This window comes from Pseudomonas sp. DE0010 (assembly GCF_007680745.1).
Taxonomy (GTDB): Bacteria; Pseudomonadota; Gammaproteobacteria; order Pseudomonadales; family Pseudomonadaceae; genus Aquipseudomonas; species Aquipseudomonas parafulva_B.
The window spans coordinates 42694-63237 of the sequence record NZ_VEJQ01000006.1; the positions used below are offsets into that span (position 1 = coordinate 42694).

The 20544-nt window shown below is 61.8% G+C and carries 18 protein-coding genes; all 18 read right to left on the reverse strand.

Annotated elements, in window-relative coordinates; genetic code table 11:
• Window positions 1–47 precede the first annotated feature (47 nt).
• Complete coding sequence (locus FS767_RS06560; RefSeq protein ID WP_144964629.1) at window positions 48–1739, reverse strand: fused response regulator/phosphatase; 1692 nt, start codon at window positions 1737–1739, stop codon at window positions 48–50.
• A gap of 8 nt (window positions 1740–1747) precedes the next feature.
• On the reverse strand, window positions 1748–2053 hold the full coding sequence (locus FS767_RS06565) for an STAS domain-containing protein (protein ID WP_144964630.1): 306 nt from the start codon (window positions 2051–2053) through the stop codon (window positions 1748–1750).
• Between the two features lie 196 nt (window positions 2054–2249).
• A complete protein-coding gene (gene fliJ, locus FS767_RS06570) occupies window positions 2250–2702 on the reverse strand; it encodes a flagellar export protein FliJ (RefSeq protein ID WP_058606069.1) in 453 nt (150 codons plus the stop codon).
• Between the two features lie 6 nt (window positions 2703–2708).
• Window positions 2709–4064, reverse strand: coding sequence for a flagellar protein export ATPase FliI (gene fliI, locus FS767_RS06575; RefSeq protein WP_058606068.1), 1356 nt, complete (start codon window positions 4062–4064; stop codon window positions 2709–2711).
• Window positions 4054–4830, reverse strand: coding sequence for a flagellar assembly protein FliH (fliH, locus tag FS767_RS06580; RefSeq protein WP_144964631.1), 777 nt, complete (start codon window positions 4828–4830; stop codon window positions 4054–4056). Before fliH ends, fliI begins: the two co-directional genes overlap by 11 nt.
• Before the next feature lie 116 nt (window positions 4831–4946).
• Window positions 4947–5966 (reverse strand): flagellar motor switch protein FliG, encoded by a 1020-nt coding sequence (fliG, locus tag FS767_RS06585; RefSeq protein ID WP_023533955.1) that lies wholly within the window; start codon window positions 5964–5966, stop codon window positions 4947–4949.
• On the reverse strand, window positions 5959–7737 hold the full coding sequence (fliF, locus tag FS767_RS06590) for a flagellar basal-body MS-ring/collar protein FliF (protein ID WP_023533998.1): 1779 nt from the start codon (window positions 7735–7737) through the stop codon (window positions 5959–5961). The genes fliG and fliF overlap by 8 nt, the downstream gene beginning before the upstream one ends.
• A gap of 15 nt (window positions 7738–7752) precedes the next feature.
• Window positions 7753–8085, reverse strand: coding sequence for a flagellar hook-basal body complex protein FliE (gene fliE, locus FS767_RS06595; RefSeq protein WP_023533916.1), 333 nt, complete (start codon window positions 8083–8085; stop codon window positions 7753–7755).
• Between the two features lie 228 nt (window positions 8086–8313).
• Window positions 8314–9672: a sigma-54 dependent transcriptional regulator gene (locus tag FS767_RS06600; protein WP_144964632.1), complete on the reverse strand. Its 1359-nt coding sequence runs from the start codon at window positions 9670–9672 to the stop codon at window positions 8314–8316.
• Window positions 9672–10889, reverse strand: a complete 1218-nt coding sequence (locus FS767_RS06605; RefSeq protein WP_144964633.1) for a PAS domain-containing sensor histidine kinase — start codon at window positions 10887–10889, stop codon at window positions 9672–9674. The genes FS767_RS06600 and FS767_RS06605 overlap by 1 nt, the downstream gene beginning before the upstream one ends.
• A 141-nt stretch (window positions 10890–11030) precedes the next feature.
• The gene (gene fleQ, locus FS767_RS06610; RefSeq protein ID WP_144964634.1) at window positions 11031–12506 is read right to left on the reverse strand and encodes a transcriptional regulator FleQ; all 1476 of its coding nucleotides are present in this window, start codon (window positions 12504–12506) and stop codon (window positions 11031–11033) included.
• Between the two features lie 179 nt (window positions 12507–12685).
• Window positions 12686–12979 (reverse strand): hypothetical protein, encoded by a 294-nt coding sequence (locus FS767_RS06615; protein WP_058606125.1) that lies wholly within the window; start codon window positions 12977–12979, stop codon window positions 12686–12688.
• A gap of 24 nt (window positions 12980–13003) precedes the next feature.
• Window positions 13004–13396, reverse strand: a complete 393-nt coding sequence (gene fliS, locus FS767_RS06620; RefSeq protein WP_144964635.1) for a flagellar export chaperone FliS — start codon at window positions 13394–13396, stop codon at window positions 13004–13006.
• A 79-nt stretch (window positions 13397–13475) separates the two neighbouring features.
• Window positions 13476–14831, reverse strand: a complete 1356-nt coding sequence (fliD, locus tag FS767_RS06625; protein ID WP_144964636.1) for a flagellar filament capping protein FliD — start codon at window positions 14829–14831, stop codon at window positions 13476–13478.
• A 78-nt stretch (window positions 14832–14909) separates the two neighbouring features.
• On the reverse strand, window positions 14910–15260 hold the full coding sequence (locus FS767_RS06630) for a flagellar protein FlaG (protein WP_144964637.1): 351 nt from the start codon (window positions 15258–15260) through the stop codon (window positions 14910–14912).
• Window positions 15261–15337: 77 nt separating this feature from the next.
• Entirely contained in the window at window positions 15338–17044 is a 1707-nt protein-coding gene (locus FS767_RS06635; RefSeq protein ID WP_144964638.1) for a flagellin, read from the reverse strand.
• A 576-nt stretch (window positions 17045–17620) separates the two neighbouring features.
• Window positions 17621–18550 carry a ketoacyl-ACP synthase III gene (locus tag FS767_RS06640; protein ID WP_144964639.1) on the reverse strand — a complete coding sequence of 310 codons (930 nt, stop codon included), beginning with the start codon at window positions 18548–18550 and terminating at the stop codon, window positions 17621–17623.
• A gap of 423 nt (window positions 18551–18973) precedes the next feature.
• Window positions 18974–20539 (reverse strand): flagellar hook-associated protein 3, encoded by a 1566-nt coding sequence (locus FS767_RS06645; RefSeq protein ID WP_144964640.1) that lies wholly within the window; start codon window positions 20537–20539, stop codon window positions 18974–18976.
• Between the last annotated feature and the right edge of the window lie 5 nt (window positions 20540–20544).

Sequence of the window (20544 nt, forward strand, 5' to 3'; positions counted from 1 at the left end):
TGTTCGCTCCTTGATCAAGTCAGATTATGGCAGAGCCCGACGCGGACTCACCAGATGAACTCAACGTGCGCACAGCGCCCGCCCTCTGTCCAGCGCGCCACCGTAGACAGGCGCCTGACCAGTGCCAGTCCCCGGCCACTGAGGCCTCGCTCTGGCAACGGCTGCGCAAGCACCTGCTGCACGTCGAACCCATCGCCGCTGTCCCTGACCTCCACTTTCAGACGCCCACCAGCGGCAAGCGGTTCAACTGCAAGATCGATGCGCACGTAACCTTCCTCGATCACCTGCAAACGCCTGGCTCGCTCCTGATAGTAATCGGCAAAGCCTGGCGCATCGCATTTGAGCCGAGAGTCCAGCCCCAGCACGCCATGTTCAAGCGCATTGGAATACAGTTCGCTCAGCACACTGTAGAGGGTGCCGGCCGATGAACGCAGGCCGTGTATTTCCTGCAACAACTGCACCAGGTAGGGCACCGGGTTGAAACGGCGCAGACTTTCGCCCCTCACATCGAAACTGAGCGACCAGTCTATGGCGCTACAGCGGGCCAAGTCCTGAGGCAACATCGGCATGGGCTGCGGCAACTGCGCACCCAGCATGCGTATGTCACACAAGCTGACATCGTCACGCGCCCGCCCACCGAAGCGTTGCAGCGCGTCGAGCAGCTCATCGAACAACAGCGCGGGATCGCGATTGGCTGCCAGTACTGCCCGCAGGCGTTGCTCCCCGAACAAACGCTCCTGATCGTCGGCGGTTTCCAGCACCCCATCGGACATCAACAGCAGCCGCTCGCCCGGCGCCAGCGGCCAGACTTCGGTCTGGTCGTCAAATTGCTCGGCACTCAGAACCCCCAGCGGCAAGTGCCGGGAACTCAACGCAGACACCACCTGGCCCTCAGCAGCCAGCACGAAGCCATCAGGCATGCCGCCATTCCACACCTCCACTGCGCCGCGCTGCATGCTCAGGTTGACCAGCAGTGCGCAGCAGAACATGTCGCCAGGCAGGATGCGCTTGAGCTTGGCATTCATCTCTCGCAAAACTTGCGCCATGCCATAACCCTTGGCCGTCATGCCGTAGAACACTTCAGCCAATGGCATGGCTCCCACGGCAGCCGGCAGCCCGTGCCCGGTGAAATCCCCCAGCAGCACGCGCATGTCCCCGGACGGCGTGAGCGCGGCCAGCATCAGGTCGCCGTTGAACAGCGCATACGGCGATTGTAAAAAGCGGATGTTCGGTGCATCCAGGCAGCCGGAATGGGCCACCTTGTCGAACACGGCTTTGGCCACCCGCTGTTCGTTGAGCAAGTGGTGGTGATGCCGTGCTATCTGGTCGCGCTGGTCCAGCACCGTGGCCTGAAGCCGCCGCAGCCGGTCCATGGCCCGAATCTTGGCTGCCAGGATGACTGCGCTGTAGGGCTTGGGCAGAAAATCATCGCCACCGGCTTCCAGGCAACGCACCAGGGCCTGCTCTTCGTTGAGTGCCGTGAGAAAAATGATGGGCACCAGGGCCTCGCCAGCCAAGGCCTTGATCTGCCGCGCCGCCTCGAAGCCGTCCATGACCGGCATCAGCGCATCGAGCAGCACCAGCTGCGGGCGTCGAGCCTTGAACACGTCCACAGCTTGCTGGCCATTTTCCACCGTGAACACTTGATGCCCTTGGCGTCTGACGATCTGTGCCAACAGCAAGCGATCGGCCGCGCCATCTTCAGCCACCAGCACGGTCAACCCAAGCTCATCAGCCATCGGCGTGCTCAACTGATGTCGAAGAGCTTGTCGAAATTGGAAATGGCGAGGATCTTGCGTACATCGCAATTGGCATGGACGACCCGTACATCCGCCTCGTCCCCGCCGGCATGATCGCGCAGCAGCAAGAGCATGCCCAATGCGGAGCTGTCCAGGTAGGTCACCTCCCGCAGGTCGACGATGAACACGTCAGGGCGCCTTGGCTGGCGCTCGTAGGCCTCGCGAAAGGCTTGGTGCTTGCCGAAATCGAAACGTCCCTTGATCGTGATCGTCAGCTTTTTACCGTCCTGCGAGACATCGGTTTCCACTGCCATGCTAGCGATTCCTTCGATGATGGCGGATGCGGCTCCATGAAGGTGTAGCAGTCATGGGGCGAGGGGGCAAGCGGGTGACGGGAGTGGTGTAGATTGACAGGCATGGCGCAGGGCCGTGTTGGGCGCTTAGCCCCCGCGGATCTTAGGCGCTCAGCATAGATCGCTGGGGCCGCCGTGCGGCCCAAAGGCTTACCCGCTACAACGGCCCCTGGCGCGGCAGCCGCTGGGACAACTCGTCGAGCAAGCGCTGCTCGCGCTTGTCCTCGGCGCGCCGAGCCTCGTCCATATAGCGTTGCACCAGCTTGCGCAGGCCCTCTACCCGCGCATACGCCTGCTGCCAGGTGTCGCGGGCGTTGGCGAGGTTGTTCTGGTGCCAGGTGAGGCTCTGGCGCTGTTGGGTCATGGCCGTTTCCAACTGGCCGAGAAAGCGCTGGTAGTTGACCAGCCAGTTCCCGTCGACGCCCTGGCCACCCCGGTTAAGCCACTGTTGTTGATAATCCTCGCGAAAGCGCTCCAGTTCCGTCAGCTTGGCCTGGGCCGTGACCACCTGCTGCTGGAAATGGCCCAGACGCTGGGCCGCCTTGCGCTCGGCTTCCTCGGCCATGTCCACCACGGGAGCCAGGCGCGCCGCACGTCCGGGCAGTGCCATGGCCTATCAGCCCGCCGGGGGCGTGAAGATCGCCCCCAGTTGGTCGCGGCTTTGCGCCATGCTCACGTTTTCACGCAGCCCTTGACGCAGAAATTCCACCAGCCTGGCCTGCAGCGCGATGGCAAGGTCGGTCTCGGGGTCCCCACCCGCCACGTAGGCACCCACGCTGATCAGGTCACGGCTCTGGGACAGCCGAGACCAGAGCTGCTTGAATTTCTGCGCCTGGCGAAGGTGGTCGGCGTCGACCACCTGGGGCATCACCCGGCTGATGGACGCTTCGATGTCGATTGCCGGGTAATGGCCCTCCTCGGCCAGCCGTCGCGACAGCACGAAGTGGCCGTCCAGCACACCCCGCGCCGAGTCGGCGATCGGGTCCTGCTGATCGTCCCCCTCGGACAGCACCGTATAAAACGCCGTGATCGAGCCGCCACCCGGCTCACCATTGCCAGCTCGTTCCACCAGCTTGGGCAGCTTGGCGAACACCGAAGGCGGATAGCCGCGCGTGGCGGGCGGCTCACCGATGGCCAGGGCAATTTCCCGCTGCGCCTGGGCAAAGCGGGTCAGCGAATCCATCAACAGCAGCACGTTCTTGCCCTTGTCGCGAAAGTACTCGGCAATACGGGTGCAGTACATGGCGGCCCGCAAGCGCATCAGGGGCGCATCGTCAGCGGGCGAAGCCACCACCACGGAACGCTTGAGCCCCTCCTCGCCAAGAATGTGCTCGATGAATTCCTTCACTTCGCGGCCCCGTTCGCCAATCAGGCCGACCACGATGATTTCGGCTTCGGTGAAGCGGGTCATCATGCCTAGCAGCACCGACTTGCCCACACCGGTACCGGCGAACAGGCCCAGGCGCTGACCGCGCCCGACGGTGAGCAGGCCGTTGATACTGCGAATGCCCACGTCCAGCGGCTTGCTGATCGGGTCGCGGTTGAGCGGGTTGATCACCGGCCCGTCCATCGGCACCCAGTCCTCGGCCTTCATGCCGCCCTTGCCGTCCAGTGCGCGGCCCGCGCCGTCCAGCACCCGGCCCAGCATGCTCATGCCCATGGGCAGCCGACCACCGTCGTCGAGCGGCACCACGCGGGCACCGGGGGCGATGCCGACAATGCTGCCAACCGGCATGAGGAACACCTTCGACCCGGAGAACCCCATCACCTCCGCCTCGACCTGCACCGGGTGGTAGCTGTCGTCGTTGACCACCAGGCAGCGGCTACCTACGGCTGCCCTGAGCCCTTCGGCTTCCAGGGTCAGGCCCACCATGCGCAGCAGTCGCCCCTCGACCACCGGTTGCGCCGGCACCTCGATGGCCTCGGCATAACTGCCCAGGCGCTTGGCGAAGCTGGTACGGTCAAGGCGCATCGGGGTTCTCCACCGGCGCGTCCAGATCAACGCTCAGATCCGGCGCTGCCGGGTGCAGCGCATGGTCGTGCATCTGGTCGAACAACTGCGCGACGGTCTTCTCGATGCGGGTTTCCATGGTCGCATCGATACGGCTGTGGGCGGTCTCGATCCGGCAGCCACCGGGAAGCAGGGTGCTGTCCTCGAGCAGGCGCCATTGTTCTTCGTGGCGCTCGCGCAAGGCCTTGGCCAGTTCGAAATCCTGCGGGTTCAAGTGGATACGGATGTTGTCGGCACCCATGGGCAGGCGCTTGAGGGCTTCGCGCAGCACCTGGGTGATCTGGCTGGAATCGCTCGTAAGTTCCCGGCCGATCACCTGGCGCGCCATGTGCGACACCAGGTGCACCAGGGTTCTCTCGATCTGGGTGTCCTGCTCGGCGATAGGCTCCATCAAATGGGTCATCAGCTTTTCCAGGCTGGCCAGCTTGGCCTTCAGGGCCTCGTCGGCCTCTTGGCGCACTTTGAGCTGGGTGCTGTGAAAACCATCACGCTCACCTGTGGCGAAGCCTTCGTTGTAGGCTTCCTGGCGAATGGCTTCCAGCTCTTCGAGGGTCAGCGGCTGGACTTCCTCCAGCGGCACTTCCTCGACTTCTTCCTCCACCTCGACCGGTTCGGGCTCAGGCTCGGGCGCAGGCTGGGGGTCGAAGCTGGGCAGCGTCCAGACATCCACGCCCTCGAGGTCGCGGGCCCGGATCAGGTCACTGGGGTGGTGTTCTTTGGTCGACATTCAAAAACCTGTCTATCAGGGTGCCAGGCGCCATGCCGCCTGTCGAAGACTGCACGCTAAGGCAGATTGCGTGCGCGACGCAATCGCCTTGCGCGGACCCATTGGCGGCTCGCCGCTTAGATCATTTCCTCGGCACCTTTGCCGCCGAGCACGATTTCGCCGGCTTCGGCCATGCGACGGGCGATGGTGAGGATTTCCTTCTGGGCCGTCTCGACATCGCTGACACGGACCGGGCCCTTGGCCTCGAGGTCGTCGCGCAGCAGTTCCGAGGCCCGCTTGGACATGTTCTTGAAGACCTTGTCCTTGACCCGCTCGTCCGCACCCTTGAGCGACACCACCAGCACGTCGGAGGACACTTCGCGCAGCAGCGCCTGGATACCGCGGTCGTCCACATCGGCCAGGTTGTTGAAGACGAACATCAGGTCTTCGATCTGCTCGGACAGGTCGCTGTCGATTTCACGGATCGAATCCATCAGGGCGCCTTCCACCGAGCTGTCGAGGAAGTTCATGATGTCAGCGGCACGCTTGATGCCACCCAGGGTGGTGCGCGCGGCGTTGGAATTGCCGGAGAACTGCTTCTCCAGAATCTGGTTCAGCTCCTTGAGGGCAGCAGGTTGCACGGTATTGAGCGATGAGACGCGCAGTACGATGTCCAGCCGTACCTTGTGGTCGAAGTTGCTCAGCACCTCACCGGCCTGGTCAGGGTCCAGGTAAGCCACGACAATGGCCTGGATCTGCGGGTGCTCGTAGCGGATCACGTCGGCCACGGCGCGTGGTTCCATCCACTTGAGGCTGTCCAGGCCGCTGGTGTTGCCACCGAGCAATATGCGGTCGACCAGGCCGTTGGCCTTGTCCTCGCCCAGTGCCTGGTTGAGCATCTTGCGAATGTACGCATCGGAGCCCACGCCCAGGCTGGTCTGATCGCCAACCACCTCGACGAACTCGCTCATCACCTGTTCGACCTGGTCACGGTGCACGTTGCCCATCTGCGCCATGGCCACGCCCACGCGCTGCACTTCCTTGGGCCCCATGTGGCGCAGTACCTGCGCGGCATCGGTTTCACCCAGCGAGAGCAGCAGGATGGCTGCCTTGTCGACGCGGCTCAGCTTGGCGGTAACGGCTCGGTTATCACTCATCGGCGTTGATCCAGTCTTTCACGACCTGGGCCACACGGCCCGGGTCTTCGGCCACAAGGCCTTTGATTGCGTTGAGCTGTGCCTCGTAACCCTCGGTGGGGCTAGGCAGCAGAATGCTTGTCGGGCCACCCAGGCTGACGCGGTCGTTGGCCAGTTCGCCATCCAAACCGATCATGCCGCCCAGTTCCATGTCGTTTTCCAGGGCAGGCTGCTTGCCACCCCCTGTCAGGTTGTTGAGCACAGGACGCAATACACCGAACACCAGCACCAGGATGAACAGCACGCCCAGCACTTGCTTGACGATATCCCAGAACCAGGGCTGCTGGTAGAACGCGATATCGGCAATCTCTTCGCCACGGTCTGGCGCAAACGGCACGTTGATCACGGTCACGCTGTCGCCCCGGCTGGCATCAAAGCCAACGGCGTCCTGGACCAGCCGGGTGAAGCGCGTCAGGTCCTCGGCAGCCCACGGCACATGGGTGGTCTCACCGGTGGCGGCGTCCACCTTGACCTGATCGTCCACCACGACCGCCACGGACAGGCGTGTCATGCGCCCCTGTTGCTGGCGGGTATGGCTGATGGAGCGGTCGAGCTCGAAGTTCTTGGTGCTCTGCTGGCGTTTGTCGGACGGATAAGGCGCGAGCATCGGCTGGCCGGTGGCCGGGTCCATGATCTGCTGGCCATTGGCATCGACCAAGGGCTGGCCAGGCTGGATGGCGCCTGCTGCACCCGCGGTGCCACCCGTGGTCTGTGGCGCCGAAGCAGCACCCGGCGGCTGGTTGCTCAACGCGCCCGGCACACCTTGTGGGCCCTGGCTGCTGGCGCGCTGCTCGTCGACCGACTGCTCACTGCGCAGCGCCGGTTGGTCCGGGTTGAACTGCTCGGAGGTGGACTCGACCGCACTGAAGTCCAGGTCGGCGGACACTTCGGCCTTGTAACGGTCGTTGCCCAGCACCGGTTGCAGGATGTTGTGCACGCGCTGGGTCAGCATGCCTTCCATCCGACGACTGTAGTCGAACTGCTTGCCGGCCTGGGTCAGGGCAGAATCCTGGATCTGTTCGGACAGCAGGTTGCCTTTCTGGTCGACCACGGTGACCTGGGACTTGTCCAGCTCAGGCACACTGGTGGCCACCAGGTTGACGATGGCCATTACCTGACCGGGCTCAAGCGCACGACCTGGATAAAGCTCGACCAATACCGATGCACTGGGCCGACGCTCGTCGCGCACGAACACCGAGCTCTTGGGAATGGCCAGGTGCACGCGCGCCCCCTTGACGTTGTTCAGGCTCGACACGGTGCGCGCCAGTTCACCTTCCAGGCTGCGGCGGTAGCGCGTGGCCTCCATGAACTGGCTGGTGCCCAGGCCCTGCTCCTTGTCGAGCAGCTCGAAACCGACGTTGCCGTCGGTAGGCGCCACGCCTGCTGCCGCCAGCTTCAGGCGCGCGCGGGAGATATCGTCAGCCTTGACCAGCAGGGCCCCGGAATTGGGTTCCACGTTGTAGGCAATGTCGGCCGCCGCCAGGGTGTCCATGACCTGCTTGGTGTCCATGCCCGACAAGCTCGGGTACAGCGGACGGTAGTCCGGTTGCTGCGACCACAGCACCACGGCAAAGCCGATCGCCACGCTGGCCGCCAGGCCGACCATCAGGCCGATCTGACGCAGCATGGGCATCTGCGCAATGTTTTCCAGGAACGCCAGGCGCACCAGGGGGGCCTTGGGCGCTGGCGCGCCGCCCTTGGCGGGCGCGTTGTCGACGACTGCTTCAGCCATGGTCTACGTCTGCCCTCACACCGGCATTTGCATGATGTCCTGGTACGCCTGGACGAGCTTGTTGCGTACCTGGGTCAAGGCCTGCATCGAAACGCTGGCTTTCTGCGAAGCAATCATCACGTCGGTGAGATCGACCCCGGTCTTGCCGATTTCGAAGGCGTTCGCCAGCTGCGAAGAGGCCTGCTGGGTGTCATTCACCTTGCCGATGGCCTGGCCCAGCATGTCGGCAAAGGTACTTTGCCCTGGGGCCAGCTCAGGGGCGGCTGATACTTTCGGCAGCGACATGGCATCGGCCTGCATGGCGCGCATGTCCAGCATCAGACGATTGAATTCAACACCTTGGGTCATGGGCTTCTCTCTCCGGCGGCCGCATATTTTTGACAGTCATGCGGCGGATAGCCTTCGTAAAGCAACAAAGGTGCCAGCCTTGAAAAAGGCTGAATGGATCGGGGAAAAACCGCGGATATCAGGCTACGAGGCACCGTGAAGATCGGTGCCCGCACGGCGAGCAATGGCTAAAAGCGGGCTGCATTGCACAGGCTCGAGAGGATGTGCACAGGGTGAAACGGGACTGCTTCACTCGCCAAACAGGCTGGCTTCGACGTCGAAACCGGCGTCGCGCATCTGGGCAAGCTTATAGCGCAGCGTGCGCGGGCTGATGCCCAGACGCTCGGCCGCCTCCTTGCGCCGGCCCCGTTCGGCCCGCAAGGTATCGATGATGTGCTGGTACTCGTGACGTCGCTTGTCGTCGACCTGCTCGACTGACTGTTCACGTTGCACAGATAATGGCACAGTGCCACCTGACAAGGGAATGGCGCCATCAAGACAAAAATCCGCCGCCTCGATCACGCCGCCTTGCTGCAGAATCAGAGCGCGCTGCAATGCGTTGTCCAGCTCACGTACGTTGCCAGGCCAGGTCCAGGCTTGCAGGCAGGCCTGCGCATCGGCAGACAAGCGCACCGGCGCATGCTGCATCTTGGCAACGTGACGTGCCAGCAAGCGCTCGGCCAATTGAACGATGTCGCCGGGCCGCTCGCGCAGGGGTCGCCAGGCCAGCGGAAACACGGACAGCCGGTAGAACAGGTCCTCGCGAAAACGACCGGCAGCCACCTCGCCCGCCAAGTCCCGGTTGGTGGTGGCCACCACGCGGATATCCAGCGCGATGGGCTTGCGCCCCCCTACCCGCTCGACCTCACGCTCCTGCAGCACCCGCAGCAACTTGGCCTGCAAGGCCAATGGCATTTCAGAGATCTCGTCCAGCAGCAAGGTGCCACCGTTGGCCTGCTCGAACTTGCCAGGCTGGGCAGCGATCGCCCCGGTGAAGGCCCCCTTCTCGTGGCCGAACAGCGTGGCTTCTAACATGTTGTCCGGTATGGCGGCACAGTTGATCGCAACGAACGGCTGGCTGGCACGGGTCGACTGCTGGTGGATGTAGCGCGCCAGCACTTCCTTGCCCGTACCCGACTCACCAGAAATCAGCACCGTCGAGTTGCTGCGCGCCACGCGTGCGGCCAGCTCCAGCAACTGCCGGCTGGAGGGCTCGCACGCAACAGGGCCCTCCTCGTCCGTCACACGCCCGGCGGCATGCCGCTGCACAAGGTTGAGCAGCGCCTTGGGCTCGAAGGGCTTGACCAGGTAATCCACCGCGCCTTGGCGAATGGCCTCCACCGCCCGTTCCACGGCCGCGTGAGCGGTCATCAGCAATACCGGCAAGTGCGGCTGCTGGCGGCGCAGCTGGGCCAGCAATTGGTGACCGTCCATGCCAGGCATGTTCACGTCGCTGATGACCAGGTTGAAGGGTTCTTCATGCACCACTTTCAAGGCCTGCTCGGCGCTGTCCACCGCCCTGAAGGCGAAACCACCCAGGTCGAGGGTATCGGCCAGTGCCTCGCGCAGCACCCGGTCATCCTCGACCAGCAATACGTTCACCGTCATCACCGGCTCTCCGCCAACGCCGCGTCGATCAAGGGCAACTCTACTCGTACGCAGGTGCCGCGCCCCACCTTCGAGCGCATCTGCACGCTGCCGTGGTGGGCCTTGACCACCGCCTTGACCACCGCCAGCCCGAGCCCCGTGCCGGTCGACTTGGTCGTCAGGAAAGGCTCGCCAATACGGGCGAGCAGATCAGGTGCAATGCCAGTGCCAGCGTCACTGATGCACAGGTGCAAAGTCTGCTGGCGCCGCCATAGGTGCACCTTGAGCCGCGCAGCGCCCTGGCTGGCCTGGGTGGCGTTTTCAATCAGGTTCAGCAGCGCGCCCACCAGCGTGTCGCGGTTGCACAGCAGCTCACCCAGGCGACTGTCACACTGCCAGCGCACCGCGTGCCCCTGAACATGCGTCTGCGCGGCCTGCTGCAACGCCTGGAACAAGGCTTTAGGAGAAATTCGGTCCGTGAGGGGCAACTCGCCACGGGCGAACACCAGCATGTCGCGGACCTGTTGTTCCAGCTCGTGCAGGCGCTCCTTGAGGCTGCCAGCGAAGCGCTGCCGGGTCTGGGTGGTCAACGTCTGTTCAGGGTCGGCCAGGTGGCTGGCGTAGAGCATGGCGGCAGAGAGCGGCGTGCGGATCTGATGAGCCAGCGAGGCGACCATGCGCCCGAGTGACGACAATCGCTCGTGGCGTGCCAGTTGGTCTTGAAGGCGACGGGTTTCCGTCAAGTCGTTGAGCAGCACCAACTGCCCCGGCTCGGCATCGAGCGAGCGGGTGGCGATGGAGAGGCGACGGCCGTCGCGCAGGGACACTTCATGGCCGTCGTCCAGGCGCGGGGCAAAACTGCGGGCAATGACTTCACGCCAAAGCTGCCCGATCAATGGCTCGCCCAACAACTCACAGGCGGCCGGATTGGCTTCGCGAACGCTACCCTGCCCGTCGATGACGATCACCCCGCCGGGCAGCAAATCGAGCAAATGCTGCAAGCGGTTGGCCAGGCGCTCTTTCTCGCTCAGCTCCTCGATGCGCTGGGCGCTGACCACCGCCAGCTCACCCTTGAGTTCACTGACCCGGGCTTCGAGCAGGCTGTAGGACTGGCTAAGCTGGCTGGAGACCTGGTCGAACAAAGCGAACGCCTGCTCGACACCCTGGCGGCTTTCCTGCTCGACCAGTGAATGCGCCTGGGGGGAAAGGGCTCGGGATACATGGGCGGCCTGGGGCATCGTGCTCTCTCGCGTGGCTGACCGTCATAAAAACGGTGTGGTGGCCAGTGCGTAGCAATACCCGTGCCGGAGATAAGGGCTTACAACATTTGCCGGAGGCTTCGCACTCCAGGCAGAGCATCTACCGCCTACCGACGACGATCACTCCTCTGCCTGGTCTTCACCACCCTGCCGGCTCATCCCATACTTGCGCATTTTCTCGACCAGCGTGGTGCGGCGAATGCGCAAGCGCTCGGCAGCGCGGGCAACGATGCCGTTGGCGTCGTCCAGGGCTTGCTGGATCAGACCCTGTTCCAGGCTGCCCAGGTAGTCCTTCAGGTCCAGGCCTTCAGGCGGCAACATGGCTGGGTTGCTGAAGTTGGGCGCGTGCCCGTTGATGGCGATGCGCTCTTCCAGGTCGTTGCGCAGGGTATCGACCATCTGCTCGTCTTCGTCATCGATGTAGCGGAATTTCTTCGGCAGCTCCGATACACCGATCACGCCGTAGGGGTGCATGATGGCCATGCGCTCGACCAGGTTGGCCAGTTCGCGCACATTGCCCGGCCAGCCATGGCGGCACAGGGACATGATCGACGCCGAGTTGAAGCGAATGGAACCGCGCTTTTCGTGCTCCATGCGCGAGATCAGCTCGTTCATCAGCAGCGGGATGTCTTCGACGCGCTCGCGCAGTGGCGCCATCTCGATGGGGAAGACGTTAAGTCGGTAATACAGGTCTTCGCGGAAAGTGCCGGCCTCGATCATGTTCTCAAGGTTCTTGTGGGTCGCGGCAATGATGCGCACATCGATGCTCTGGGTCTTGTTGCTGCCCACCCGCTCGAACGTACGCTCCTGCAGCACGCGCAACAACTTGACCTGCATGGGCAGCGGCATGTCGCCGATTTCATCGAGGAACAGCGTGCCGCCATTGGCCAGCTCGAAGCGGCCAGCGCGGCTGGTGATGGCGCCGGTGAACGCGCCTTTTTCATGGCCAAACAGTTCGCTTTCAAGCAACTCGGCCGGGATCGCGCCACAGTTGACCGGCACGAACGGCGCTTCGCGGCGCTTGGAATGGTAATGCAGGTTGCGCGCCACCACCTCCTTGCCCGTGCCAGATTCGCCCAGGATCAGCACACTGGCGTCGGTATCGGCTACCTGCTGCATCATCTGGCGTACGTGCTGAATGGCGCGACTGGTGCCTACCAGGCTGCGGAACAGGTTCGGCTCGCGCTGGCGACCGCGCTCACGCGCCTGGTCGTACATCTCGCGGTACACCTGTGCGCGGTGCAGCGAATCGAGCAGTTGGCTGTAGCTGGGCGGCATTTCCAGGTTCGACAGCACGCGGCGGCGCAGCTCTTCAGGAAGCTCGCTTGAAGAAATATCACCTAAAAACAGAACAGGAAGGAACTCATCCCATGAAAGCACTGTCTTAAGGAGCCCGAGCAGTGTGCCGGGCGTGTTGACAGCGCCCACGAGCACGCACAGCACCTCGCGACTTGAAGACAGGGGCTCGACCACCTGCTGCCACTCATGGCTGGCGCAGGACAGGTTTTCTTCGCCCAGGAAGTTGAGCACCACCGCCAGATCGCGGCGGCGGGTGCTGTCGTCATCGATCAGGAGAATCTTGGTTTCACGCCACATGCAATAGCAACTTCCCTAGTCATATCGGCGCCCGAGGGCGTGCTCGACATCATTCCGACTGAATGGTCAGTGTTTCGACGTCTGGAATACGAGAACAGGCACTAGTAAAGTCAAAAACTTCCGAGCAGTCAAATATATGGCGCCGAAGAACTGCGGGCTGCATACGGCCTCACGCAATCTCAGCTGAACAGATGGTATACCTTTGTCGCCTGTTTGGCTTGATTGATATTCGACATTTCCGCGACCAGAGATTGACGCTCATCACTTGCAACGTCGATTAGCTGACGATAAACGGCCATGAGGGCCTCTAGGTTGGCCTTGAGCGCGGTCGCATCTTCCTGGTCGGCTACCAGCGCCTCGTCGACGAGCGCCCGGCAACCCAAGTCCAATTGACCAATGGTTACCCAGTCGCGGGCCTCCAGCGCTTCGTTCAAGGCGTGGCAGGTATTGGCAATCTGATGCAATGCGCTCATAGGGGACTCCTTGCAGAGGGGTTGTTACTCGGCAGTCGCGATAGCATCCCAGCCGCTCTTGACGGTGATCATGAGTCGTGCGACTTCATCGATCACTTCGGGATCACTGTGTATGTTGGCCTGGGTCAGCCGGCGTGCCATGTACTCATACAAACTGTCCAGGCGATCCAGTTCATCCGGGTCGACGGCCTTGTCTTTGTCCAGCCCTTCGCGCAGGCCGCCGATGATGTCGACAGCCTTGCCCAGCATGACACCTTTTTGTGCCACGTCACCGCGAGAGATGGCACCCTTGGCTTGAGCCATGCGATCCAGCGCGCCCTCCATGAGCAACTGCACCAGGCGATGGGGCGTGGCTTCGGAGATCTGGGCGTGGGAATTGACCTTCTGGTATTGGCGAAGGGCTCTCATCGGGTGCATGGTGGATCCTCAGTGAACAAGGCTGGACGGGGGCCGTATAACCTATTTATCGGCGCCCCGCAGGGTTTCTTTAGCGCTGTCAGCTGTCGCTCTTGGCTTTATTCAATGCGTTGAGCGTGGTCATGACGCTGTCGCTGGTCGCCTTGAGCTGCGCAACCATGGTGTCCATCGCGTTGTACTTCTTGGTCAAGGTATCGGTCAGTGAATCGATGCGCCGATCCAACGCCTGCTGCGACTCCTCGAGCTCCTTGAGCTGATTGGTAAGGCTGGTCTGGCGCGAGGCGAGGATGCCACCGGCTTTGGTGTACTCCTCGGTGACGTTGGTCATGCGCGTCAACAGCCCATCCTTGCCGGTGAACAGGTTGTTGATGTCGGCACCATAGGTTTTGACCGCCGCGTCCCACTTGGTGTCGTTGAACTCCAGCAGGCCGGTTTTCTGCACCGTGTTGATGCCGAGCTGCGACAACGTTCGCAGGCCCGTTGCACCCACGCTGTGGCTGATTTCATTGCGCACGGAATTGACCAGCGAGCGCATGGTGGCATCACCGGTCAACGCGGCCGAACCCGTGGCGGCGCCATCGGCCCCGGTGGTTACCTTGGTCTGGGTGTTGATGGTGGTCATCAGCGCGTTGTACGCCGTGACGAAAGACTTGACCGACGTCTTGAGCGTGTCGCTGTTGCTGGTGACTGCCAGGTTGGACTTGCCTTCCTTGACCAGGGTGATATCCACACCACTGATCGCGCCGGTCACGGTGTTGGACGCAGACTCCAGCGCCAGCCCATCGAGGGTGTACTTGGCGTTCTGCGGCTTGGCAATGGTAGACACACCCTGCGCCATGCTCGCGTCGCCCCCCAGCGTCAACTCGGTGCCCTCGCCCATCTTGGTCGACGAGAAGATGAGCCGTGACCCACTGGCATCGGTCACGATGTTGGCCGTGATGCCCTTGGACTGCAGCTGGTCATTGATCGTGTCACGCGCCTGCTGAAGTGTGGCGCCCGCGGCAATGTTTACGCTGTGGGTCGCATTGCCCTGGTTGATGGTCAGGGTCTGGGTTTCACCCGAGTCGTTGACGATTGTCGAGGTCTTTTCATAAATCTGGGTGGAAATTTTCGACGCGGTCGCCAGCTGGGTGACTTCGAGCGCGTAGTTGCCCGAGGAAGCGCCGTCGCCCAGCTTGATCTTGGCGATGGCTTCGTCCGAGGACGAAGAGGCCAGGCCAGAGAAACTCGAAGCGGTGTTGAGCTTGGCGACTGCGGCACGGAACGTTTCGAGCGCGCTCTTGACGGAGCCGATGGCCGAAAGCGAGGTGGTGGCGGTGGTGGTCTGGTTGTTGATCTGGGTTTGCTTGGGCGCCTTCTCGGCACTCGCCAGGGCCTTCACAATGCCGCTGATGTCCAGGCCAGAGCCAAGCCCATTGATGGTCGAGCTTGCCATATCACATCTCCTTTATCGTAACCGCCGGTATTCCGACGAAAAAGCATCCGTGCGCTGGTAAACAAATGCCGTGCCAACTCAAACCTGGGTGCTGAACAACAGGCTGTTGGCGTCTTTTAGGTTTTCCGCAAGCTTTAACGCAGCTTCAGAAGGCAGCTGGCGGATGACTTCACCGCTTTGGCGGGCGATGACCTTGACCACCACCTGGCCGGTGGAGTCATCGATCGAAAAATCCAGTTGTCGCTCCGAAGCCTTGACGAAGTCCTGGATGGCACTGACGGCGCTTTCCAGGTCAGGCCGGGCTACGGGCTTGGAAACTTTGTCGGCGGGCTCGGCCTTGACCGGCTCGCTGGGTGGCCGCGCGCTGGGTGGCGCGTCCGGCGTGATGGCGGCGGGATGGGACAGGCCCAGCTTCATGCTTATATCCACGACTTACACCCTCAAGTGATGAAAAGACGAAAGGGTACGCGAACGTACCCTTCGTCAAACTTAGCCTGCTTTGGCGATTAGCCCAGCAGTTTCAGTACCGAGGACGGCAGCTGGTTGGCCTGGGACAGGATCGCGGTGGATGCCTGCTGCAGGGTCTGCTGCTTGGTCAGTTCGGCGGTTTCCGAAGCGAAGTCGGCGTCCTGTACACGGCTGCGGGCAGCGGTGGAGTTTTCCGAGATGCTGTTCAGGTTGGCAACGGTGCTGTCGAAGCGGTTTTGCACGGCACCGAGCTGAGCGCGCTGGCTGTCGATCTGGGCAATGGCAGCGTCCAGGGCCTGGATCGACTTTTGCGAATCGGCAGCGGTGGTGATGCTCAGGCTCGAAACGGTCGCTTCCTGGGTGATGGCAGTGGTGCTACCTGCGGTCAGGCCTAGGGCTTTCAGACCGGTCCCTTGGCTGCCGTCGGCGATGGTGATGTTCTTGGCCGAGAACAGGTTCAGGGTGTTGTCATCGTTTTTGCTGGCAGTCACGCCGGTGCTGGCGGTGTTGATGGACGTGATGATCGAGTCCAGGGTGTCGCCTTTCTTGAACTTGACTTCGGTGCCGTTCAGCGAAATCGACGTGTCAGCGACCAGTTTAGCTTCGGTGGTGCCTGCGGACAGACCAATCTTGGCCAGAGCACCTTGTCCTTCATCACCTTTACCGTTGGTGAGGCTGATGGCTTTGCCGTCGGTGGAAGTCAGGGTAAGGCGACCATCCTTGAGGGTTGCTGCCACGCCAGTGTTGGTGGTTTCGTCGTTGATGGCGTCGCGCACAGCAGCCATATCGTCGTCTTTTTTAGCGCCGATGGTGGTGCCGTTGATGTTGAAGGAGATGTCGCCAGCCAAGCGATTGATGGGTGTTACAGTCGCAGCGGCCGGAAAACCAGCAGTGTCAGTCGGGTCAGTACCGACAGCAGTGGCGGTAAAGGTAGCCGAGGAAGACATTACGATGTCGCCGTTGGCATCCAGCGCTGCGCTGACACCAGTAGCATTCGCACCGGTGTTAGCGGTGTTGATTTTTCCTACTACAGTGGCGGCAGTATCATTCTCGTCGATTGTGATAGGAGTGGCCGCACCGTTCAAGGTGAGAGCTACAGTCTGGCCAGCAGCGGGAGCTGTGAAGGCCACCGGTGCTGCAGAGTAAGTGGTGGTGCCGGCGGGTGCTACCGCACCGGTAACGACGGCCGACAAATCAGTAGCTGCACCGTCAGCCTTAGCTTCGCTGAACGAACCTTTCAGGCCAGTTGCGCTGATATCAGTCATGCCGAACGAAATGGTTTCGTTGGCGCTAGAACCGATCTGGAAGCCGACGTTCTGGAACGAGCCGTCCAGGATGTTACGACCACCGAAGGTGGTGGTGTTGGCGATACGGGTCAGTTCGCCGGTCAGTGCGGTGAATTCCTGCTGCAGGGAAGTACGGTCGTCATTGCTGTTCGAGCCGTTGGCAGACTGCAGGGACAGTTCGCGCATACGCTGCAGAATGCTGGTCGATTCCTGCATGGCGCCTTCAGCGGTCTGGGCGATCGAGATACCGTCGTTGGCGTTCTTCATTGCCACGCTCAGACCTTTGATCTGGCTGGTCAGACGGTTGGCGATCTGCAGGCCAGCGGCGTCGTCTTTGGCGCTGTTGATTTTCAGGCCAGAGGACAGGCGGGACATCGAAGTACCCAGCGCTTCGGAAGCGCGGTTCAGGTTCTTCTGAACGCCCAAGGAGGTGATGTTGGTGTTGACGGTCAAAGCCATGACGAATTCCTCGTGGTATGGATACTGCGGCTTCCGGCCCTGGCGACAGCCGGGTATGGCCTAGAGAACCTTCGTAATGGTTATCGTCGGATGGCCCGGTTGCTTGAGGGGTTTTTGCAAAAAAAAATGCTGGCATGCGGCCAGCCCTGGAAAATCAAGGGGTTAAGCGCGGAATTTTGGCGTCAAAAAGCGGGTTGGGGAGGTATGAGGGGGATGACGGCGTCTGGAGCGAGTCGAGGGATGGCCTGGCGAACTGGGGGCTGAAGAGGAGGTGGCGAGGGTTCAGGGTATGCAGCTTCGCGTCAGGAAATGTCGGGGCCGCTGCGCGGCCCATCGCGGCGCGAGGCCGCTCCCACAAAGTCCTGCGAACCCGCGAATTCAGGCGTCACGCGGTCGGAGTGGGAGCGGCCTCGCGCCGCGATGGGCTGCGCAGCGGCCCCAGGGTTTGCGCTTAGCAGCTGATCTTGGCACCGTCCGCGATGGGCCTTTAAGCGGCCCTGGAAGTTGGGCTCAACCCATTAAGCACAGGGACCAGCCCGAACAAAGGCAGAACGCCCCTACCCCACCGCGAACACATCAGTCCCGATAAAGAATCGCCGAAGCCCAGGACAGCCCCACCCCAAACCCGCTCACAGCCACCCGCTTCCAGCTGCCGTCGAGCATGTGCTTTTGCAGCAGCAACGGCACGCTGGACGACACGGTATTGCCCGTCTCGAGCATGTCTTTCACGAATTTATCCGGATGATGCTCCTCGAACCGGCGAGCCACCGCATCGACGATCGCCGCACTGCCCTGGTGGATGCAGAACGCATCGATGTCCGACGACTGCAGGCCACTGGCATCGAGCAGCTCGTGCAGATGCGCCGGCACCTTGACCAGGGCAAAGTTGAACACCTGCCGGCCATTCATGAAGAACGTGCCATCGGACACCTTCAGGTGCTCGGCACCCGATCCGTCGGTGCCAAAACGTGCCTCGCCCAGCTTCCAGACTGCACCATCGGCCATCCAGGTAGCCGTGGCCGCGTCGCCGAACAGCATGGTGGTATTGCGATCTTCCGGGTCGACGATCTTCGAATACGGGTCGGCGGTGATCAGCAGCCCGTTCTTCAGACCCGCCGCCTCCATGAAGCCCTTGATCGCATACAGCCCATACACATACCCCGAGCAGCCCAGGGAGATGTCGAACGCTGCCACACGGGTGGACAACCCAAGCTTGCTCTGGACGATGGCGGCCGTGTGCGGCAGGCCTTCTTCATCGCCATTCTGGGTCACCACGATCAACGCGTCGATCGACTGCGGATCGAGGTCGGGGTTGTTGGCGAACAGTGCCCGGGCGGCCTCCACGCACAGGTCGGAGGTTTCCTGCTCCGGGGCCTTGCGTGGCAGGAAGGACGCACCGATCTTGCCGAACATGAACTCTTCGTCCTTGCCGAACTTCGCACCCTGGACGTAGTTGTCCAGGCCAGCGGTGGGCACGTAACTCGCGATACTCTTGATGCCAATCATTCTGGCTTCCCAATGAAAACAGCCAAAGACCACCACTCGATCGATTGAGGGCGCCAAAAACCGGAGCGTCACCGCCTGGGGAGGGGATAAAGCAGAGCCTGCCTGCGCACCGGTAACAAAATGCTGCAACAGCTGCTGCATAGAATACAGGGAAGATGACCGTTTTGACTCATTGGTCACATTGAAATGCAACGAAAGGCAGGTATCGAGGGCGTGGCACGTTGAATTCATCACGCGCCGTGCATGGGGATGTCCCGTCATTGAGGGACAAAGCCGCAGGTTTCAAACAAGCTCGCTTTTGAGGCGCCCGTTGCTGCCAGCGCCATCATTTGAGCGCGCTAACCCAGCAAGGTCACACAATCACAGCAGTGGTCGGTTGCAACGAAGCAGAGCGCGAAGCCTGGCTCCGCGCCCCCGGGCCACTTAAAGCTTATCGAACAAGCTCAACTGCGATATTCGCGCAAATGCCAGCTGAGAGGCTTCGAGCATCGCCTGTTGCAGGGTCAGCTGGATAGTGGCGGTCGCCATGTCGGTGTCGCCAATTGCGCTTTGCGTGCTCTTGTTGGCAAGACCTAGGCTTTCGTTTTCCTGAGCCTGTATCTCAAGCGAATTGGCCCGGGCACCGATCGAGCCTCGGGTGATGTCGATGCGATCACGCGCACTGGCCAGGTTGGAAATCGCCGAGTCCGTTGCGGCCTTCAGAGCAGCCTGCGCTTCAGGCGTATCAAGGGGTTTCTCCAATACGCTTCGCAATTGCCCCAAGGTGTCCAGCGGGTTCTGCGTGCGGTGGGTGTTGGCATTGATGGAGAACTGATCACCCTGGGCCGGCGCCCCGTCGAACTGATAGGTCACACCCGCTACCGTCACGGCATTACCCGCCCCCACGGTGCCCGAGGCAATCGGTTTGCTCTGGGCATCGTAGGGCTGCGCAAAAAGCTGGTACTCGGTGTCGCTGGTGAACCTGAGCACTGCGCCGTTGCTTGGGAAGGTACTGCGATAGGCATCGGGGTCGGTAACGCTTGAGCCTACGACCTGAGAGGTCGAGGGGTTACCTGCACTGCGAGTAGCGGTCAGGGTGTCTGGCTTGGCTTCGAGGGTGAAGACATGCCCTGCCACCACGGCATCAGGATCGTCACCCTCGGCAAGGTTCAGGTTGACCTCGAAATCCACACCCCGCAGCGAGATCATCTTGCCGCCTTCGGTATTGACATCGAACTTGCCCTTGCCAGCGGTTTCGTTGGTGATGTCGTTACCAGCGGCGTCCTTGATGCTGTATTCAGTGGCGCTGGTGAAGGTAACCGTATAAGGCTGGCCCGCAGCGAACTTGTCGCTGTAGGTGTTGGCCGATGTCAGCAACCCACCCGAAAGCAGCACCTTGCCATCATTGGGCGTCGGTGCCTGCAAGGTCGACTGCGTACGGCTGTTGTTGGTGGCCTGGTCGAAAACGCTGAAGCCACTGTCGTTGATGGCCAAATGCAAGGTATCGGATACCTGCAGGCTCATCTGGGTCTGATCGCCCTGATAGCTGTAAGAGCCGTCGGCATTGCGAACATAGGGCGGGGTCGAATTCTTGGACCCTCCAAACATGTAGTCCCCGTTGGCGTCACGGGAATTGAGCAGGCCGAACACGTTGGCCTCGATTTCCTTGATTTCGCTGGCGATGGAGGTGCGGTCAGCGTCGCTTAGACCACCGTTACCCGCCTGAATCGACAGCTCGCTTGCCCGCTGCAGCGCATCGTTGATGGTAGACAGCACGCTTTCCTGCTGCAGCAGGGTGTTCTTGACGGTGGTCATGTTGCCACTGTACTGATCGAGCAACGCGCTTTGCTGTTGCAACAACAGCAAGCGCGCAGCGCCCACCGGGTCGTCGCCTGCGGTCTGAATGCGGGACTTGGAGGTCACCTGGGCCGTGATCTTGGCCAAATCCGAATAATTCTTGGAGTAGGTGTTGGAGCTGGTTTCGTAAAACTGGGCAGTTGAAATTCGCACGATCA

Coding starts and splice junctions, on each gene's coding strand:
- FS767_RS06560 (WP_144964629.1), bottom strand. CDS start 1,739: ATGGCTGATGAGCTTGGGTTGACCGTGCTGGTGGCTGAAGATGGCGCG.
- FS767_RS06565 (WP_144964630.1), bottom strand. CDS start 2,053: ATGGCAGTGGAAACCGATGTCTCGCAGGACGGTAAAAAGCTGACGATC.
- fliJ (WP_058606069.1), bottom strand. CDS start 2,702: ATGGCACTGCCCGGACGTGCGGCGCGCCTGGCTCCCGTGGTGGACATG.
- fliI (WP_058606068.1), bottom strand. CDS start 4,064: ATGCGCCTTGACCGTACCAGCTTCGCCAAGCGCCTGGGCAGTTATGCC.
- fliH (WP_144964631.1), bottom strand. CDS start 4,830: ATGTCGACCAAAGAACACCACCCCAGTGACCTGATCCGGGCCCGCGAC.
- fliG (WP_023533955.1), bottom strand. CDS start 5,966: ATGAGTGATAACCGAGCCGTTACCGCCAAGCTGAGCCGCGTCGACAAG.
- fliF (WP_023533998.1), bottom strand. CDS start 7,737: ATGGCTGAAGCAGTCGTCGACAACGCGCCCGCCAAGGGCGGCGCGCCA.
- fliE (WP_023533916.1), bottom strand. CDS start 8,085: ATGACCCAAGGTGTTGAATTCAATCGTCTGATGCTGGACATGCGCGCC.
- FS767_RS06600 (WP_144964632.1), bottom strand. CDS start 9,672: ATGACGGTGAACGTATTGCTGGTCGAGGATGACCGGGTGCTGCGCGAG.
- FS767_RS06605 (WP_144964633.1), bottom strand. CDS start 10,889: ATGCCCCAGGCCGCCCATGTATCCCGAGCCCTTTCCCCCCAGGCGCAT.
- fleQ (WP_144964634.1), bottom strand. CDS start 12,506: ATGTGGCGTGAAACCAAGATTCTCCTGATCGATGACGACAGCACCCGC.
- FS767_RS06615 (WP_058606125.1), bottom strand. CDS start 12,979: ATGAGCGCATTGCATCAGATTGCCAATACCTGCCACGCCTTGAACGAA.
- fliS (WP_144964635.1), bottom strand. CDS start 13,396: ATGCACCCGATGAGAGCCCTTCGCCAATACCAGAAGGTCAATTCCCAC.
- fliD (WP_144964636.1), bottom strand. CDS start 14,831: ATGGCAAGCTCGACCATCAATGGGCTTGGCTCTGGCCTGGACATCAGC.
- FS767_RS06635 (WP_144964638.1), bottom strand. CDS start 17,044: ATGGCTTTGACCGTCAACACCAACATCACCTCCTTGGGCGTTCAGAAG.
- FS767_RS06640 (WP_144964639.1), bottom strand. CDS start 18,550: ATGATTGGCATCAAGAGTATCGCGAGTTACGTGCCCACCGCTGGCCTG.